Consider the following 17,655-nt stretch of genomic DNA (forward strand, 5'->3'; position numbering starts at 1 on the left):
GGTCACTTCCCCAGAATCAGGAGCCGCCTTGCCCAAATCCGCGAAACCCCCAGCCGAAGGCAAAGCCGCCACGCAGCCGCCGGCCGCCGCCGAAGGGGATGCGCCGCTCGCCGGCGCGGGGCCCAGCCAGCGCAACAAGCGCATGCGTTTGCGCGTGGCATGGATGTATTTCGTCGAGGAGATGACGCAAAACGACATCGCGCAGCGGCTGGGCATAGGCCGGGTCACCGTGGTGCGGCTGCTGTCGGATTTGCGCGAGCGCAACGAGATCAAGTTCAGCATAGAGACCGGCGTGCCCGAGTGCATCGCGCTGGAGCGCGAACTCGAAAAACTCTTCGGCCTCGGAGAGGCGGTGGTGGCGCCGGTGTCCGATGCGGACGTTGACGCCACCGTGCCCATCGCCGCGGCCACCGGCCAGTACATGTCCGGCCTGCTGCGCCCAGGTATGCGTGTCGGCGTGGGCTGGGGGCGCACGCTGCACGAGTCGCTGCGCTTCATGAGCGAGGCGCCGGTCGCCGACCTCGGCGTGATTTCACTGCTGGGCGGCATCACCAAGGTCAGGCGCTTCAACCCGTCCGAGTTCGCCTGGCGGTTTTCCAGCCTGTTCCAGGCCGAGTGTTATTTGATGACGGCGCCCGCCGTCGTCGATTCGCCGCAGACGCGGCAGACGCTCATCGACCATTGCGGCCTGGGCGACGTGTTTGACAACGCCAAGTCGCTGGACGCGGTGCTGGTGAGCGTGGGCGACGTGTCGCCCGAGGGCACGGCCTACCGTTATGGCGTGATGCCCGAAGAGCTGCGCCGCCGCGTCGTCAAGATGGGCGCGGTGGGCGACCTGCTGTTTCACTATTACGACAGCAAGGGTGAACTCATCAATGACCCTATCCAGGGCCGCGTGATGTCGGTGCCCGTCGAGACCCTCAAGGCCGTGCCGCAGCGCATCCTGGCCTCGGGCGGCGTCGGCAAGGCCGGGGCCCTGCTGGGCGCGCTGCGCCTGATCAAGCCCACCACCCTGATCACCGATGAGCACGCCGCCAGGGCGCTGATCAAACTCGCCGGTCAGGCTGGCTAAAACGCCGGCCAGCATTCCTCCCACGTCTCGGGAATTACCCCTAAATCGCGGCTGATTTGCGTTCAGCCCGTGGTTTTTGCTTGCGCTCATGATGTACATAAGTATAAGATTAAGATCAAATGTACACAAGCGCGGAGTTTGAACCGGCTGTGGATCCGGCTTCTTACATCGACGAAATGGGGTATTGGATGAATGGTTTTACGCCCAGCGGCCTGGCCGCTGACCTGCTCAAGCTCGAGGCTTCGGGCAAACCGGTGCGCATCGGCCTGATCGGCTCGGGAATGATGGGCACTGACATCGTGACCCAGGTGCTGCAGATGCGCGGCATCGTCGTCGCGGCGATTGCCGACATCAATGTGCCGGCCGCCGTTGCCGCGCTGGCCGCCGCAGGCCACGCGCCCGACGCGCACCGCGTGGTCAATACGGCCAGCGCGCTGGAGCAGGCCATCCGCGAGCGCCGCATCGCGATCACGCCGGACGCGCAGCTGGTCTGCCGCTGCGACCTGATCGACGTGGTGGTCGACGCGACCGGCAAGCCCGCCGTCGGCGCGCAGATCGGCCTGACCGCGATGGAGCACGGCAAACACCTGGTGATGATGAACGTCGAGGCCGACGTCACCATAGGTGCCTACCTCAAACATGAAGCCGACCGCCTGGGCGTGATCTATTCGCTGGGCGCGGGCGACGAACCGAGCGCGGCCATCGAGCTGATCAACTTCGTCTCGGCGCTGGGCTACCCGGTCATCGCCGCCGGCAAGGGCAAGAACAACCCGCTCAACATCGACGCCACGCCCGACGACTACACCGAGGAAGCGCTCGGCAAGGGCCTGAACCCGCGCATGCTGGTCGAGTTCGTCGACGGCTCCAAGACCGCCGTCGAGATGTCGGCGATTGCCAACGCGACCGGCCTGGTGCCCGACATCGCCGGCATGCACGGCCCCAACGCTTCGCTGGAAGATTTGCACAAGGTGCTGTGCCCTATCGCCGACGGCGGCATCCTGACGCGCAAGGGCGTGGTCGACTACACCATCGGCAAAGGCGTGGCGCCCGGCGTGTTCGTGGTCGCCGAAATGGCGCACCCGCGGCTGAGGGAGCGCATGGACTACCTCAAGCTGGGCACCGGCCCTTACTACACCTTCTACCGGCCATACCACCTCTGCAGCCTGGAAGTGCCGCTGACCTGCGCGCGTGCCGTGCTCTACGGCCGCGCCGACATGGCGCCGCTGCCCAAACCCTCGGCCGAGGTCTGCGCGCTGGCCAAGTGCGACCTGAAACCCGGCGACCGGCTGGACGCGATCGGCGAATACACCTACCGCGCCTGGGCCATGGCGGCCGGCGATGCGAGGGCGAAGAACGCCGTGCCCTGCGGCCTGGTGGAGCGCGGCACGGTGACGGCACACATCCGCAAGGGCGAGTTGCTGACCTATGCCAACGTCGCGGTCGACCCGGAGTCGCGCATCGTCGAGTTGCGCCGGCGCCAGGACGAGCTGGTCTACGGCGTGCTGGAGCACGCATGAACGCCGTGCTCAAACCCACCGTCCCCGAGGCCTACACCCGCTTGGGCAAGGCCGCCCTGCACAAGGCCCTGCGCCAGATGGTGCTGATCCGCCGCTTTGAAGAAGGCGCCGAGCAGGCTTACATGCGCGGCCTGGTGCACGGCACCATGCATTTGTCGATAGGCCAGGAGGCCAGCGCCGTCGGCGTCGGCATCAACCTGGGCACCGAGGACTGCATCACCTCCACGCACCGCGGCCACGGCCACTGCATCGCCAAGGGCGCGGAGCCCAAATACATGTTCGCCGAATTCTTCGGCAAGGACACCGGCTACTGCCGCGGCCGCGGCGGCTCCATGCACATCGCCGACGTGGCGGGCGGCAACCTGGGCGCCAACGGCATTGTCGGCGGCGGCATCCCGATCGCGGTCGGTGCGGCGCTGGCGCTCAAGCAGATGAAAAAGCCCAACGTGGTCGTCTGCTTTTTCGGCGACGGCGCCAACAACGAAGGTGCTTTTCATGAGGGCCTGAACATGGCGGCGATCTGGAAGCTGCCCGTGGTGTTTGTCTGCGAGAACAACAAGTACGGCATGTCGACCTCGACCGAGCGCTCCACCGCCGTGAAGACGATTGCCACGCGCGCGCTGGCCTACGACATGCCCGGCCTCACGATTGACGGCAACAATTTTGCCGACGTCGCCGAAGCGGCGCACACGGCGATTGAACGCGCGCGCGCCGGCGGCGGCCCGACCCTGATCGAATGCCTGACCTACCGGCACCGCGGCCACTCCAAGAGCGACCGCAACCGCTACCGGACCAAGGAAGAGATCGAGTCCTGGGTCGAGCGCGACCCCATCGTGCTGTTCGAGCAGGACTTGCTCAGGCAAGGAATGATTGAACAGAATGAAGTGGATGAACTGGTGAAGAGCGTTGAAAAGGAAATCGAGGACTCCATCGAGTTCGCCAAGGACAGCCCGGCGCCCGACGTCGCCAGCCTGACCGACTTCGTCTACGCCTCACCCGTGGCGGAGGCCGCCCATGGCTGAAGCGGTGCGTGAACTGACTTACTCGCAGGCCATCCAGGAAGCCCTGGGCATCGCGATGGAACGCGACGAGCGCGTCTTCCTGATGGGCGAGGACATCGGCGTCTACGGCGGCGCCTTCCAGGTCACCGGCGACCTGGTGCAGCGCTTCGGCGAAGACCGCGTGATGGACACGCCGATTTCCGAACTCGGCGGCGCGGGCGTCGCGGTGGGCGCGGCGCTGATGGGGCGCCGGCCGGTGTATGAATTCCAGTTTTCCGATTTCGCCTCGCTGGCGATGGAGCAGATCGTCAACCAGGCCGCCAAGATGCGTTTCATGCTGGGCGGCAAGGCTTCGGTGCCGCTGGTCATGCGTTTCCCGAGCGGTTCCGGCACCGGCGCCGCGGCCCAGCACAGCCAGAGCCTGGAAGCCTGGTTCGCCCACGTGCCCGGCCTCAAGGTGGTGCAACCCTCGACGCCGCACGACGCCAAGGGCATGCTGCTGGCCGCCATCGAGGACCCGGACCCGGTGATGTTTTTCGAGCACAAGCTGCTCTACAAAATGAAGGGCCCTGTCCCCGAAGGCTATTACACCGAGCCGCTGCATGAGGCGCGGGTGCGCCGCGAAGGCACGGATGTGACGATTGCCGCGACCGCCATCATGGTGCACCGCTCGCTGGAGGCCGCCGAGCAGCTCGCGGCCCAGGGCATTTCGGCCGAGGTGGTGGATTTGCGTTCGCTGCGGCCGCTGGACCATTCCACCCTGATCAGGAGCGTGAGCAAGACCACGCGCCTGATCTGCGTCTACGAAGGCACCAAGCAGCTGGGCATAGGCGCCGAGGTCAGCGCGATGATCGCCGAGAGTTCGGCCTTCGACCGGCTGGACGCGCCCATCATCCGGCTGGGCGGCGCGGACTGCCCCTTGCCCTACAACCCCGAGCTTGAAAAAGCCGCGGTGCCCCAGGTGCCCGACATCGTCGCGGCCGCGCGCCGTTCGCTGTTGGTGAGGGCCTAGGCATGGCGGTGGAACTGATACTGCCGCGCGTCGACATGGACATGAGCGAAGGCAAGATCGCGCACTGGTATGTGAAGAACGGCGACACCGTCACCAAGGGCCAGGTCGTCTTCGAGATCGAGACCGACAAGGCGACCATGGAAATCGACGCGGCCGCCGACGGCATCGTCCAGGGCATAGACGGGGTGGTCGGTGTGACCATGCCGGTCGGCCAGATCGTTGGCTGGATCCTGCAGCCGGGTGAGGCGATTCCCGCTGCCGGTGTAGCGCCTGATGCGCCGCAGGCTGTGGCTGAAGCCCCCGCGCCCGTCGCCGTTGCCGCCGCGCCTGAAGTGACTACCGCAAGCAAACAAACCCTGCTGCGCGCCACACCGCTGGCCCGCAGCCTGGCGCGCGAGCGCGGCATTGACTTGAACAAGGTCAGCGGCTCGGGCCCCGACGGCCGCGTGCTGGCCGCCGACTTGGCGGGCACACAACGCGCCGCGGCGCCCGCTTCCATAGGCGCACTCAACCTGAACTGGTTTTCACGCCACGAGGGCGCGCCGCTGGTGCTGCTGCACGGTTTCGGTACCTCGCAAGGGTCGTGGCGTGTGCTGGCCGACCAGCTGCGCGACCTCCCGGTGCTGGGCATAGACCTGCCCAACCACGGCAAGTCGCCGCGCGCCGAGGTGCCCAATTTCGCCGCCGCCGCGCAGGCCGTGCTGGACCGGCTGGACAGCGAAGGCATCAACGAAGTTCACCTGCTGGGCCATTCCATGGGCGGCGGCACGGCGCTGGCGCTCACCGGCCTGCTCGGTTCGCGCCTGCGTTCCCTGACCTTGTTGGCGCCGGCCGGCCTGGGCCCCGAGATCAACGGTGCTTTTATTGACGGCATACTGCGCGCCAACAGCGAAGCCAGCCTGCGCCCCTGGCTGGTGCAGCTGTTCGGCGATGCCTCGCGCCTGAGCGGATCCTTTGTCGCGACGGCCCTGCAGGAACTTGGCAACGACACCAAGCGAGCGGGCCTGGCCGCCATGGCGGCCAGCCTCTTGCCCGACGGCACGCAGGCTGAATTGCTGCGCGGCCGCCTGGAGGGGCTTGTCATACCCGTGAAACTGCTTTGGGGTACGCTGGACCGCGTACTGCCGATCCACCAGGCGGCAGGCCTGCCCGCCAATGTGGCGCTGCATACACTGGCCGGCACAGGCCACCTTCCGCAAATCGAGGCGGCCCCGCTGGTGGCAGCCCTGGTGCGGCAGCAGCTGGGCGCCTCGGTTTTCTCTTCTTCTTCTTCTTCCCTCCAAGCCACATGACGTCAAGCATGCGAATTCTGGTCAGCAACGACGACGGCCACTTCTCGCCGGGGCTGGCCGCGCTGGAGCGCGCCGCCAACAGCCTGAGCGACGACGTCTGGGTGGTCGCGCCGCAGGACAAACGCAGCAGCATGGGCCACAGCATTTCGCTGCATGCACCGTTCACCATGACGCGGCTGGGCGTGCGGCGTTATGCCTGCTCGGGCACGCCGGCCGACTGCGCCATCGCGGCCTTTGCGTGGCTGTTCGCCGACTCGCCCAAACCCACGCTGGTGCTCTCGGGCATCAACGACGGCCGCAACATCGGCGAAGACATCGCCTACTCGGGCACCATGGCGATTGCGCGCGAGGCCAGCTTCTGGGGCGTGCCGGCCATCGGTTTTTCCGCGCCCAACGGCAGCGACTTTGAATCGCCCGAGGTCGCCGCCTGGCTGGCGCGCCTGGTGCGCCACTTCGGCGAATCCATTGAAGGCTGGCACCAGCCCGACACCTGGCTCAGCATCAACCTGCCGGCCGTGCTGCCCGCGGCGCTGCGCCACGCGGCGCCGGGCCGGGCCAAGATCGCCGCCACCATCACGGCCGAAAAAGCCGGGCCCGACACCACGGTGCTGCGTTACGACAAGGGCCGTTTCGGCAACCCTTCGGCGGGCGATGAACAATCGCAGCTCGATGCAGGGTTTGCGACGGTTTACCGGCTGCGCTGGAATGGCTACGCTAGCCTGGAAGACGCACTGCTGGACGGCATCAACAACGCCGCCCTGACATCCACCACCCACTCCTGACGAGATCGCTTTGGCCATGAACCCTTTCGACTTGCCCCTCAAGGTTTTGCGCAACCTGCCAAGCCCGCTCGACCTGCCGCTGGCGCTCAAGGAGCTCTCCGACGGCATGCGGGCCCGCACCATGCCGCGGCCGTCGGTCACCACGAAGAAGCAGTTGCCGCTGGTCGACGACAGCCAGGTCAGCGGCATACAGATAGGCGAGGTCAGCGGCGACGCGGCCATCGTCTGGGCGCGCCTGCCGTATGCGGCCGACGTTGAGATTGCCTGGAGCGCGGACGGTGACGCCGGCCCCTGGAACACGCTGCGCGCGCCGCAGGCGCTCGACGTGACCGACTACACCACCCGCATCCAGCTTTCCGGCCTGCCGCGCAATGCGACGATTTCGCTCGTCGTCACCGCCCACGGCCTGGAGGCCGCGCATGCCGAGGCCTGGGTGCGTCGTTCCAGCTTCCGTTCCGCGCCCGACGCGGCCCGGCCCATCCGTTTTGCCTGGTCGGCCGACGTCAACGGCCAGGGCTTCGGCATCAACCCCGAGTGGGGCGGGCTGAAGATGTTCGACACCATACGCCGGCGCGAGCTCGATTTCTTCGTGCACTGCGGCGACACGATTTACGCCGACCACCCGCTGCAGCACAAGGTCGACGACGAGCGCGGCCGCAGCTGGACCAATGTGGTGACGCTGGCCAAGACACGGGTCGCCGAGACGATTGAGGACTACCGCGGCAACTTCCGCTACAACTGGCTGGACCCGCACTTCACGAAGTTCTGCGCCGAGGTGCCGCAAATCATCATGTGGGACGACCATGAGGTCGTTAACAACTGGTCGCCCTCGCTGGACCTGATGCGCGACAAGCGCTACGTGATCAAGGACCTCAAGCTGCTGGCCGCGACGGCCGCGCGCGCCTTCCGTGAATATTCGCCCATGCCGCTGGAAGGCTTCGGCGGCGCCGGCCTGCTGTACCGGCGTGTGCAGTACGGGCCGCTGCTCGACGTGTTCGTCGTCGACATGCAGACGCACCGCGGGCCGAACTCGCACAACACGCAGACCGAAGGCCCGGGCACGGCTTTCCTCGGCGAGGCGCAAGTGAAATGGCTGCAGCAGGAACTGCTCGCGTCCACCGCGCAATGGAAGGTCATCGCGGCGGGCATGCCCATAGGCACCAACGTCGCCGACGGCCATGACGCCGAAGGCCGGGTCAAATGGCAGGGCGTGGCCAATGGCGACGACGGCGAGCCCAGCGGCCGCGAGATCGAGCTGGCCGGCCTGCTGTCCTTCATCAAGGCCAATGCCATCCACAACATCGTCTGGCTGTGCGCCGACGTGCATTACACGGCCGCGCATTATTTCGATCCCGAGCAGGCGGTGTTCAAGGACTTTTTGCCTTTCTGGGAGTTTGTCTCGGGGCCGCTGCACGCGGGCTCTTACGGCCCCTTCAACCCCGATGCCACCTTCGGCAACCAGGTGCGTTACTCGCGCGCTTCGCCGGTGCGCGGCGCCAGCCCGGCCGCCGGCTACCAGTTTTTCGGCGAGGTCGAGATAGACCCCGCTTCGCGCTGCCTCACGGTCAAGTTGTGCGACCTGGAGGGGGCGGTGTTGCATACAGAGGTCATCGCACCCCAATAGATCCGGTTTTTCGTGACAGCATTTGATAACTAAATAGACAGCTAGGAGACAAACATGAAACGACGTTCCCTGATCCAGGCGGCCGGTGGGCTTGCCGCGTATTGCGCCGTGGCGCAGCTGCGGGCCCAGCCCTCGGCGATTTCCAAAATCATCGTGCCTTTCGCGCCCGGCGCGGGCAGCGATGCGATGGCGAGGTTTTTCGGTTCCGAACTGAGCAAGTCCATGGGCCGGCAGTTCGTCATCGACAACCGGACCGGCGCCGGCGGCGCGGTGGGCGCCGACCTGGTGGCCAAGGCACCGCCCGACGGGCAAACCCTGCTGTTCATCGCCTCGCCCTTCACCACGGTGGCGGCCTCGGGCGGTACGCCCAAATACGACCCGACGCAGTTTGCGCCCGTGGCCATCATGGGCGCGGGCCCGCTGCTGTTTGCCTCGCACCCCAGTCTTCCGGGCAACAACCTGCGCGAGACCATTGAGCACATCAAGACCAACCCCGGCAAGTACAACTACGGCTCGGCCGGCAGCGGCAGCATCAACCACCTGGTGGTCGAGCTGCTCAAGCAGCGCACCGGCACCTCGATTGTTCACATCCCTTACCGCGGCATCGCCTTTGCGACCACCGACCTGCTGGCCGGCCAGCTCCAGTTCATGACGGGCAGCGTGCCGGCCCTGATGCCTTACATCAAGGACGGCAAGATCAAGGCGCTGGCGTTGACCTCCAAAGACCGCGCGCCCAGCGTGCCCGGCGTTCCGGGCATGGAAGAGCTCGGCTTCAAGGACTTCGACGTCAACAACTACTGGGGTTTGATGGCGCCCCCGGGCACGCCGGCAGCGATCACATCCGAGCTCAACGCCGCGATCAACAAGCTGATCGCGCAACCGGCCGTTACCGCCCGGCTGCGCCAGGATGCGACCGAGCCGACTTCACTCGAAGGCGCGGCGATCACGGCCTATGTGGCGGCCGACTACCAGCGCTGGAAGCACCTGATCACTTCGACCAACATGAAGCTGGGCTGAAGTCCGCGTTGCAGGAATTCAGGAGCGCTGGCGCGCAAGTGCCAGCGCTTTTTGCATGGCGGGCCGGTGCTCTATCAGCGAGCGGCTTTGCCAGGCCGGCTGCAGGCCCGTCATCTGGTCGAGAAAGCAGGGCGCGGTCGAGGCGTCTTCGGCGACGTTTTCGACATAGCTGGCCCAGCGCGGGCCCCTGAGCGAGGCTGCATCCAGCGTGAGCGCGGCCGAGCCGGCGTTTTTGTGCAATGCCTGTAGCAGGGTCAGCACAAAGCTGGTGAGGGGAACGGCGGCCGCCGCAGCGGGAACATCGCGCAGCACGGGTGGCTGCGCCTCTATCAACTTTTGCAGCAGCAGGCCCAGGATGAAGTGCCGGAAGTCGGCGCCGTCCAGCGCCTCATAGGGCGTGTACAGCTCCACCAGCTCGGCCCAGGCAAAAAACGCCTTGGCCAGGCTTTCTTCATCGACCGCCCAGCTTGAAGAAGGCGCCACCGCATGGCTTTGCAGCGCCTGGCCGAATGCCTGCCGGAACCAGCTCCAGCTTTGCGCCCTGGAGTGCAGGGTGGGCTCGGCGGCCCAGTCCGCCGCCAGTGCGTCAAGGATGGAAGCTGTCATGGCTTGCCGGCGCTCAGCTGGTGCGGCGTACCCGCAGCAACTCGTCCAGGATCAGGCAGACCGCGCCCACGGTGATGGCGGCGTCGGCGATGTTGAACGAGGGGAAGTACCAGCCGGCCCAGTGGAACTGCAGGAAGTCCACGACGTAGCCGTGCATGGTGCGGTCTATGACGTTGCCCAGCGCGCCGCCCAGGATGCAGGCCAGCGCGAACGAGAACAGCTTTTGGCCGGGGTGCGAGCGCAGCATCCACAAAATGAACAGCGCCGCGGCGATGCCGATGGCGGTGAAGAACCAGCGCTGCCAGCCCGACGCCGTCGCCAGGAAGGAAAACGCCGCGCCGGTGTTGTGCACCCGGACCACGTTGAAGAAGCTGGTCACGTAAGTGGAGTCGCCCAGGTTGTAGTAACCCAGGATCAGCACCTTGGTGAACTGGTCGGCGATCAGGATGATCAGCGCCAGGCCCAGCCAGGGCAGCAGGGAGCTGGAAGATCGGGTGAAAGTGGTGGTTCTTGCCATTACGCGAATTTCCTGTCTTCACCGGCGCCGAACAGGTTGCTGGTGCAGCGGCCGCAAATCGTCGGGTGGGCCGGGTCGTGCCCCACGTCGGCGCGGTAGTGCCAGCAGCGGTCGCATTTGGCGTCGGTGCTGGGGGTTACCTTGGTCGACACAGCGCTTCCTGCCGCCGCTTCGATGGCGGAGGTGATGAAGACGAACTTCAAATCGTCACCGAGGCTGCTCAGCAGCGCGAGGTCGTCGGCCGGCACTTCCAGCGCCACGTTGGCTTGCAGGGAGGAGCCCACCTTGCCGTCGGCGCGCAGGGTTTCGATGTCCTTGTTGACGGCATCGCGCAGCTCGCGGATGCGCGACCACCTGGCCAGCAGCGCCGTGTCGGGCGCGGGGAATTCGGCATAGGTTTCCATGAAGATGGACTCGGACTTTCCGAACACCTTCCAGGCCTCTTCGGCCGTGAAACTCAGGAAGGGCGCCATCCAGCGCAGCATGGCGTGCGTGATCTGCCAGAGCGCGGTCTGCGCGCTGCGACGCGCCAGCGATTTGGGGCCGGTGGTGTAGAGCCGGTCTTTCAGGATGTCGAGGTAGAAGGAGCCCAGGTCTTCGCTGCAATAGATCTGCAGCTTGGAGACCACCGGGTGGAATTCATAGACCTCGTAGTGCGCCAGGATGTCGGCCTGCAGCTGCGACGCGCGGCTCAGCGCGTAGCGGTCGATTTCCAGCATCTGCTCAAACGGCACGGCGTCCTTGGCCGGGTCGAAGTCGCTGACGTTGGCCATCAGGAAGCGCAGCGTGTTGCGGATGCGGCGGTAGGCGTCGACCACGCGGGCCAGGATCTTGTCGTCGATGCCCAGGTCGCCCGAGTAGTCGGTCGATGCGCACCAGAGGCGGATGATCTCGGCGCCCAGCTTGTCGCTGACTTCCTGCGGCACCACGACGTTGCCTTCGCTCTTGCTCATCTTGCGGCCCTTGCCGTCCACGGTGAAGCCGTGCGTCAGCAGGCCCTTGTAGGGCGCGCGGTCGTACATCGCGCAGGCGGTGAGCAGCGAGGAGTGGAACCAGCCGCGGTGCTGGTCGTGGCCTTCAAGGTACAGGTCGGCCGGCCAGGTCGACTGCGCGGCGTGGCTGTGGCGCAGCACGTGGTCGTGCGTGGTGCCGGAGTCGAACCAGACGTCGAGGATGTCGGTGCTCTTGATGTAGTCGGCGGCTTCGGCGCCCAGGATGGATTCGGCCGTGGCCTTGCTCCAGGCCTCGATGCCGCCGGCCTCCACCATGCGGGCGGCCTGGTCCATGATTTCCATGGTGCGCGGGTGCAGCTCGCCGGTGGCGGTGTGGATGAAGAAGGGCAGGGGCACGCCCCAGTTGCGCTGGCGGCTGATGCACCAGTCGGGCCGCCCGGCGATCATGTCGCGCAGGCGCACCTTGCCGTTTTCGGGATAGAAGCTGGTTTCCTCGATGGCGGCCAGGGCCAGCTCGCGCAGGGTCTTGCCGGCCTTGTCGCTGGCGAACACGCCCTGGGTGCCGGCGGTTTCGCCGTCCATGCGGATGAACCACTGGGCCGCCGCGCGGTAGATCACCGGCGTCTTGTGGCGCCAGCAGTGCGGGTAGCTGTGCAGGATGTCGTGCGTGGCGAAGAGGCGGCCGTGCTCGCGCAGCTTCTCGATGACCAGCGGCGCGGCCTTCCAGATGTTGAGGCCGCCGAACAGCGGCAGCTCGTCGACGTAGCGGCCGTTGCCCTGCACCGGGTTCAGGATGTCGTCATAGGCGATGCCGTTGGCCACGCAGGAGTTAAAGTCTTCCACGCCGTAGGCGGGCGAGGAGTGCACGATACCCGTGCCGTCGTCGGCGGTGGCGTAGTCGGCCAGGAACACCGGGCTGAAACGTTTGTAGCCGGGGTCAACGTCGTAGAACGGATGCTCGAAGTTGATGTTCGCGAGGTTTTCGCCCTTGGTGACGGCGATGACGCGGCCTTCCAGCTGGTAGCGCTCCAGGCATTTTTCGACCAGCACCGAGGCCAGCACCAGCAGGCCGCGCTCGGTGTCCACCAGCGAGTATTCGAGGTCCGGGTTCAGGTTCAGTGCCTGGTTGGCCGGGATGGTCCACGCGGTCGTCGTCCAGATGACCGCGAAGGCATCCTTGCGCAGCGCGGCCTGGCCGAAAGCCAGCGCCAGCTTTTGCGGCTCGGCGCATTTGAAGCCGACGTCCAGCGTGCTGGATTTTTTGTCGGCGTATTCGATTTCAAATTCGGCCAGGGAAGAGCCGCAGTCAAAGCACCAGTACACCGGCTTCAGGCCGCGGTAGACAAAGCCGCGCTCCATGATGCGTTTGAGCGCGCGGATTTCATTGGCCTCGTTGCCGAAGTCCATGGTGCGGTACGGGTTGTCCCATTCGCCGAGCACGCCCAGGCGCTTGAAGTCGGCCCGCTGGCCCTCGATCTGCTCGGTGGCGAAGGCGCGGCTTTTGGCCTGCACCTCGTCGCGCGGCAGGTTGCGGCCGTGCAGTTTTTCGATCGCGTTTTCGATCGGCAGGCCGTGACAGTCCCAGCCGGGCACGTAGATGGCGTCCAGGCCCTTGAGCTGGCGCGCCTTGACGATCATGTCTTTCAGGACCTTGTTGACGGCGTGGCCGATGTGGATCTTGCCGTTGGCGTAGGGCGGGCCGTCGTGCAGCACGAACCTGGGCTTGCCGGCGCGCACGTCGCGCAGTTTTTTGTAAATGCCTTTTTCATCCCATTCCTGGGTCCATCCGGCCTCGCGCTTGGGCAGGTCGCCGCGCATGGGGAAGGGGGTGTCGGGCAGGTTCAGGGTGCTGCGGTAATCGGTTTTGGTCTCGGACATGGGATGCTTTTGTTAAGGCGGCCTGGGAAGGCGGGACGCCGGCAATACGGTGGGGAGGAAAGCCATTCGCCGTGACAGCAGGGCGAGGCCAGAGGCGACGAGATCGTCTAAATTCGGTCGCGCGTGGTCTGGCGGCTGGTTTCCGTGTGCATGGCGGCCGAAAACGACTGCGGCTGGGCAAAAAACGCCCGCGCCTCGTCGCAGTCCTTGGCGATGCCTGTTTTCAGGCTCTCCAGGCTGTCGTATTTCAGTTCGTCATGCAGTTTGTGCAGCAGTTCCACGCGGATGATTTTACCGTATGCCCCCTCGGGCCCAAGGGCGGCGGGCCATTCGAGGCAATGCGTCTCCAGCAGCACCCGCCCGCCGTTGACGTCGGCCGGGTCCAGCGAGGGCCGTATGCCCAGGTTGGCCACGCCCGGGATGGGCTTTTCGCCCAGGCCGTGCACCCGCACCGCAAAAATCCCGCTGGCGGCCGGTTTCCAGTGCGAAAATCGCAGGTTCAGCGTGCGAAAACCCAGGTCGCGCCCCAGCTTGCGGCCGTGCACCACATGGCCCGAGACGCTGTAGGGCCGGCCCAGCAGGCCGGCGACGCGGTCCATGCGGCCTTGTGCCAGCGCTTCTCGGACGGCTGAGCTGGAGACGCGCGTGCCGTGCACTTCGTAGCTGTTCATGCGGGCGACGTCAAAGCCCAGGCGCTCGCCGGCGGCGTCCAGCATGGCGTAGTCGCCCACACGTTTGGCGCCGAAGCGGAAATCGTCGCCCACCAGCACGTATTTCACGCCCAGGCCGCGCACCAGCACGTCCTGGATAAAGGACTCGGCCGGCTGGGCGGCCAGCGCGGCATTGAAGGGCAGGACCACGCACTGGTCTATGCCGCAGCGTGCCAGTTCGGTCAGTTTGTCGCGCAGCGTGGCGATGCGGGCCGGCGCCAGTTCGGGCTTGCGCGCGGCCTTGGCGAAGTAGTCGCGCGGATGGGGTTCGAAGCTCATCACGCAGCTGGGCACCCCGCGGTGCTGGGCTTCGTTTTTCAGCAGCGCCAGCATGGCCTGGTGTCCGCGGTGCACGCCGTCGAAGTTGCCGATCGTCAGCGCGCAGTGCGCGGCCTGCTGGGGATGTTGGTAGCCACGGAAAACTTTCATGGGGCAATTATCGTTTTTGTAGCGCCGGAGCACGGTTGAACGGGGCCTGAACGTGGTTAATGGGGGATTTGAAGGTGTTTTTCATGATTTCACTGTATATTGATACACAGCCAGCCGAGCACCGTGTTTCCCAGCGTCGTCCACCTTGATGGAGGTTCGTTTTGAAGGTCTTGAAGCTCTCAGCCCAGGGATTGCCACAGTCGTGGATCAGCCTTGAACAAGCCGTGTTGCATTACGCGGCTGACGAGGTGCGCTGGGAGATGGGCGCGCGGGTGGTGACCTTCCATGGCGGCCACAACGCCGTCACGGGCCAGCAGTCCATCATCACGGTCAACAGCATCATCGGCACCAAGGGCGTGCCCAACATCAACCCCTTCGACCTCAAACCGGGCCTGACCAACGGCAAGCTCTTCGCCCGCGACCGCAACGTCTGCGCCTACTGCGGCGGGCATTTCCACGAGGAAGACCTGACGCGCGAGCACATCATCCCCTTCGCGCAGAACGGCATAGACACCTGGATGAACGTGGTGACGGCCTGCCGCGCCTGCAACCACCGCAAAAGCAGCCGCACGCCCGAGCAGGCCCACATGCCGCTGCTCTACACGCCTTACGTGCCCAGCCTCTGGGAAGACTTCATCCTGCGCAACCGCCGCATCCTGGCGGACCAGATGGAGTTTTTGATGGCGCATATTCCCAAAACCTCACGCCTGCACGCGTAACTCTCTTGATGGGTTAGCGCGGCCAGGCCAAGTGCCACCGCAGAACCGGCTTTGCCGGGCCGCAGGTGGCGCCCCCTTGAGGGGGAGGCGGCCGCAGGCAGCTTCGGGGGGCGTTACTTTTAGGCAAATACCCCGGCCGTCTCCTGCATGTTCGCCGACACCTCGCCCAGGTGGTGCAGCGTGTCGCCGAAGGTCATTTCCAGCTGGGTCAGCTTCTTGAAGTAGTGGCTCACGATGTACTCGTCGGTCACGCCGATGCCACCGTGCAACTGCACCGCCTGCTGGCCGACAAAACGCATGGACACGCCGAGCTGGTATTTGGCGCGGGCCAGCGCGCGGCCGCGCTCGTCGGCCGGGGCGTTGAGTTTGAGCGAGGCGTAATAACTCATGGAGCGGGCCAGCTCCAGCTGCATCTTCATGTCGGCCACGCGATGGCGCAGCGCCTGGAAGCTGCTGATGGCCACGCCGAACTGCTTGCGCGTGTTCATGTACTCGACGGTGATGGCCAGGGTCTTGTCCATCACGCCCACGGCTTCGGCGCAGGTCGCGGCGATGCCGACGTCGACGGCCTGGGCCAGGGCGGTGAGACCGTCCAGCGTCACCAGTGCGGCGGGCGCGTTCTTCAATATGACTTCGGCGGCGCGGCCGCCGTCCTGCGTGCCGTAGCCGCGCGTCGTGACGCCGGGTGCCGCGCGTTCGACCAGGAACAGCGCAAGCTTGCCTTTGGCGAGGGCGGGCACGATGAAGGCATCGGCCTGGTCGCCGGCGGGGACTATGCTTTTGGTGCCGCTCAGCGTCCAGGCATCGCCGGCCGCTGTGACCGTGGCTTCGCATTTTTCGAAATCGTAGCGGGCCGCGCGTTCCTGGTAGGCCAGCACCACCAGGCTTTCGCCTGAGGCGATGCTGGGCAGCCAGGCGGCCTTGAGGGCGGCGGGCGCGTAGCCGGCGAGCACGGCACCGGCGATCAGCGCCTGGGCAAAGGGCTCGAGCACGATGCCGCGGCCCAGCTCTTCCATCACGACCATGCCCTCGATGGGCCCCATGCCCAGGCCGCCGTCGGCTTCGGGGATATAGAGGCCGGTCAGGCCCAGTTCGGCGATCTGGCCGTAGGCCTCGCGCGAGAAACCGCCGGCTTTGGCGATGCCGCGGCGGCGCTCGAAGTCGTAGCCCTTGTCCACCCATTTGCGCACGGCGTCGCGCAGCTGTTCCTGGTCGTCGGTGAAATCGAAATCCATGGTGTGTTTCCTGTTTTCTTTTCTTGCGCGGCCGTGTCAGCCGAGAACGACTTGCGAGACGATGTTTCGTTGCACCTCGTTGGAGCCGCCGTAAATCGTGGTCTTGCGCATGTTGAAGTAGGTGGACGCCAGCGGCGCGTCGCCGGCCAGGCCGCCGGGGAAGTCACCCTGCCAGCCGGCCTCCATGGCTTCTTCAATAAAGGGCAGGCTGAAAGGGCCGGCGGCCAGCATCATGAGTTCGCTGTAGCGCTGCTGGATCTCGCTGCCGCGGATTTTGAGCAGGCCCGCGATGTCCAGCGAGTTCTTGCCGGATTTTTCCGCCGACAGCACGCGCAGCACCAGCATTTCGAGCGCCACCACGTCGATCTCGAGCTTGGCAATCTCGTCGCGAAAGCGGAGGTCGTCATACACGCCTTCGGCCTTGGCGATGCGTTTCAGGCGTTCGAGTTCGCGCTTGGCGCGGTTCACGTCGGCGATGTTGGTACGCTCGTGGCTCAGCAGGTGCTTGGCGTAAGTCCAGCCCTTATTCTCTTCGCCGATCAGGTTTTCGGCCGGCACTTCGACGTTGTCGAACCAGACTTCGTTGACCTCGGCCTCGCCATCCAGCAGCACGATGGGGCGCACCGTCACGCCGGGCGACTTCATGTCGATCAGCAAAAAGGAAATGCCGGTCTGCGGCTTGCCTTCGGTGCTGGTGCGCACCAGGCAAAAAATCCACTCGCCGTACTGGCCCAGCGTGGTCCAGGTCTTCTGGCCGTTGACGATGTATGTGTCGCCCTGGCGCTCGGCGCGGCATTTGACCGATGCGAGGTCCGAGCCCGAGCCCGGCTCGCTGTAACCCTGGCTCCACCAGACTTCGCCGCTGGCGATGCCGGGCAGGAAGCGCTGTTGCTGCTCGGGGCTGCCGAAGGCCATGATGACGGGCGCCACCATCACCGGACCGAAGGGCACGACGCGCGGCGCACCGGCCAGCGCGCATTCTTCTTCAAACAAATGCTTTTGCACCGCGTTCCAGCCCGGGCCGCCGAATTCCTTGGGCCAGCCGTGGCCCAGCCAGCCTTTTTTGCCGAGGATTTTGGCCCAGCGCTGCATGTCGTCTCGCGTCAGCCGCAGGGCGTTGTGCACCTTGTGCGAAATGTCGGCCGGCAGGTTGGCGTGAACCCAGGCGCGTATCTCATCGCGAAACGCCTGTTCTTCAGGGGTGAAAGCTAAATCCATGGCGGGATGTCTCCAGGTTGTCGGGGTGCCCGCAGCCGGTCGCCTGCGGGTGATTTCTTATTTTTAGCACGGT

The 17,655-nt window shown here is 65.7% G+C and carries 15 protein-coding genes; 9 read left to right on the top strand and 6 right to left on the bottom strand.

Translation table 11 applies throughout. The annotated features are described in order from the left end of the window. Window positions 1-28: 28 nt before the first annotated feature. The 8 genes from ACLV8F_RS10145 (at window position 29) to ACLV8F_RS10180 (ending at window position 9,317) form a co-directional block, all read left to right on the top strand. Window positions 29-1,072 carry a sugar-binding transcriptional regulator gene (locus ACLV8F_RS10145; protein ID WP_411884102.1) on the top strand — a complete coding sequence of 348 codons (1,044 nt, stop codon included), beginning with the start codon at window positions 29-31 and terminating at the stop codon, window positions 1,070-1,072. A 119-nt stretch (window positions 1,073-1,191) separates the two neighbouring features. After that, on the top strand, window positions 1,192-2,589 hold the full coding sequence (locus ACLV8F_RS10150; RefSeq protein ID WP_411884103.1) for an NAD(P)H-dependent oxidoreductase: 1,398 nt from the start codon (window positions 1,192-1,194) through the stop codon (window positions 2,587-2,589). Then, window positions 2,586-3,611, top strand: coding sequence for a thiamine pyrophosphate-dependent dehydrogenase E1 component subunit alpha (locus tag ACLV8F_RS10155; protein ID WP_411884104.1), 1,026 nt, complete (start codon window positions 2,586-2,588; stop codon window positions 3,609-3,611). The genes ACLV8F_RS10150 and ACLV8F_RS10155 overlap by 4 nt, the downstream gene beginning before the upstream one ends. After that, window positions 3,604-4,602, top strand: coding sequence for an alpha-ketoacid dehydrogenase subunit beta (locus ACLV8F_RS10160; protein ID WP_411884105.1), 999 nt, complete (start codon window positions 3,604-3,606; stop codon window positions 4,600-4,602). The genes ACLV8F_RS10155 and ACLV8F_RS10160 overlap by 8 nt, the downstream gene beginning before the upstream one ends. A gap of 2 nt (window positions 4,603-4,604) precedes the next feature. Further along, window positions 4,605-5,894 (top strand): acetoin dehydrogenase dihydrolipoyllysine-residue acetyltransferase subunit, encoded by a 1,290-nt coding sequence (locus ACLV8F_RS10165; RefSeq protein ID WP_411884106.1) that lies wholly within the window; start codon window positions 4,605-4,607, stop codon window positions 5,892-5,894. Between the two features lie 8 nt (window positions 5,895-5,902). After that, window positions 5,903-6,676, top strand: coding sequence for a 5'/3'-nucleotidase SurE (surE, locus tag ACLV8F_RS10170; RefSeq protein ID WP_411884107.1), 774 nt, complete (start codon window positions 5,903-5,905; stop codon window positions 6,674-6,676). A gap of 16 nt (window positions 6,677-6,692) precedes the next feature. Then, window positions 6,693-8,300, top strand: coding sequence for an alkaline phosphatase D family protein (locus tag ACLV8F_RS10175; protein WP_411884108.1), 1,608 nt, complete (start codon window positions 6,693-6,695; stop codon window positions 8,298-8,300). 54 nt (window positions 8,301-8,354) lie between these two features. Further along, window positions 8,355-9,317: a tripartite tricarboxylate transporter substrate binding protein gene (locus tag ACLV8F_RS10180; RefSeq protein WP_411884109.1), complete on the top strand. Its 963-nt coding sequence runs from the start codon at window positions 8,355-8,357 to the stop codon at window positions 9,315-9,317. Window positions 9,318-9,335: 18 nt separating this feature from the next. Here the strand turns inward: ACLV8F_RS10180 and ACLV8F_RS10185 are convergent, their stop codons facing one another. The 4 genes from ACLV8F_RS10185 to ACLV8F_RS10200 form a co-directional block, all read right to left on the bottom strand. Continuing rightward, window positions 9,336-9,923 (bottom strand): hypothetical protein, encoded by a 588-nt coding sequence (locus tag ACLV8F_RS10185; protein ID WP_411884110.1) that lies wholly within the window; start codon window positions 9,921-9,923, stop codon window positions 9,336-9,338. A 13-nt stretch (window positions 9,924-9,936) separates the two neighbouring features. Further along, window positions 9,937-10,440, bottom strand: a complete 504-nt coding sequence (gene lspA, locus ACLV8F_RS10190; RefSeq protein WP_411884111.1) for a signal peptidase II — start codon at window positions 10,438-10,440, stop codon at window positions 9,937-9,939. After that, window positions 10,440-13,271: an isoleucine--tRNA ligase gene (gene ileS, locus ACLV8F_RS10195; protein ID WP_411884112.1), complete on the bottom strand. Its 2,832-nt coding sequence runs from the start codon at window positions 13,269-13,271 to the stop codon at window positions 10,440-10,442. The genes lspA and ileS overlap by 1 nt, the downstream gene beginning before the upstream one ends. Window positions 13,272-13,378: 107 nt before the next feature. Then, the gene (locus tag ACLV8F_RS10200) at window positions 13,379-14,410 is read right to left on the bottom strand and encodes a bifunctional riboflavin kinase/FAD synthetase (protein ID WP_411884113.1); all 1,032 of its coding nucleotides are present in this window, start codon (window positions 14,408-14,410) and stop codon (window positions 13,379-13,381) included. Window positions 14,411-14,571: 161 nt separating this feature from the next. On the opposite strand from ACLV8F_RS10200, the gene ACLV8F_RS10205 reads away from it, so the two are divergent. Further along, window positions 14,572-15,129, top strand: a complete 558-nt coding sequence (locus ACLV8F_RS10205; RefSeq protein ID WP_411881733.1) for an HNH endonuclease — start codon at window positions 14,572-14,574, stop codon at window positions 15,127-15,129. A 119-nt stretch (window positions 15,130-15,248) separates the two neighbouring features. On the opposite strand, the gene ACLV8F_RS10210 is transcribed toward ACLV8F_RS10205, so the two are convergent. Then, window positions 15,249-16,364 (bottom strand): acyl-CoA dehydrogenase family protein, encoded by a 1,116-nt coding sequence (locus ACLV8F_RS10210; protein WP_411884114.1) that lies wholly within the window; start codon window positions 16,362-16,364, stop codon window positions 15,249-15,251. 36 nt (window positions 16,365-16,400) lie between these two features. Next, window positions 16,401-17,582, bottom strand: coding sequence for an acyl-CoA dehydrogenase family protein (locus ACLV8F_RS10215; RefSeq protein ID WP_411884115.1), 1,182 nt, complete (start codon window positions 17,580-17,582; stop codon window positions 16,401-16,403). Window positions 17,583-17,655 lie beyond the last annotated feature (73 nt).

The organism is Polaromonas sp. YR568 (assembly GCF_943369675.1).
Classification (GTDB): Bacteria; Pseudomonadota; Gammaproteobacteria; order Burkholderiales; family Burkholderiaceae_C; genus Polaromonas.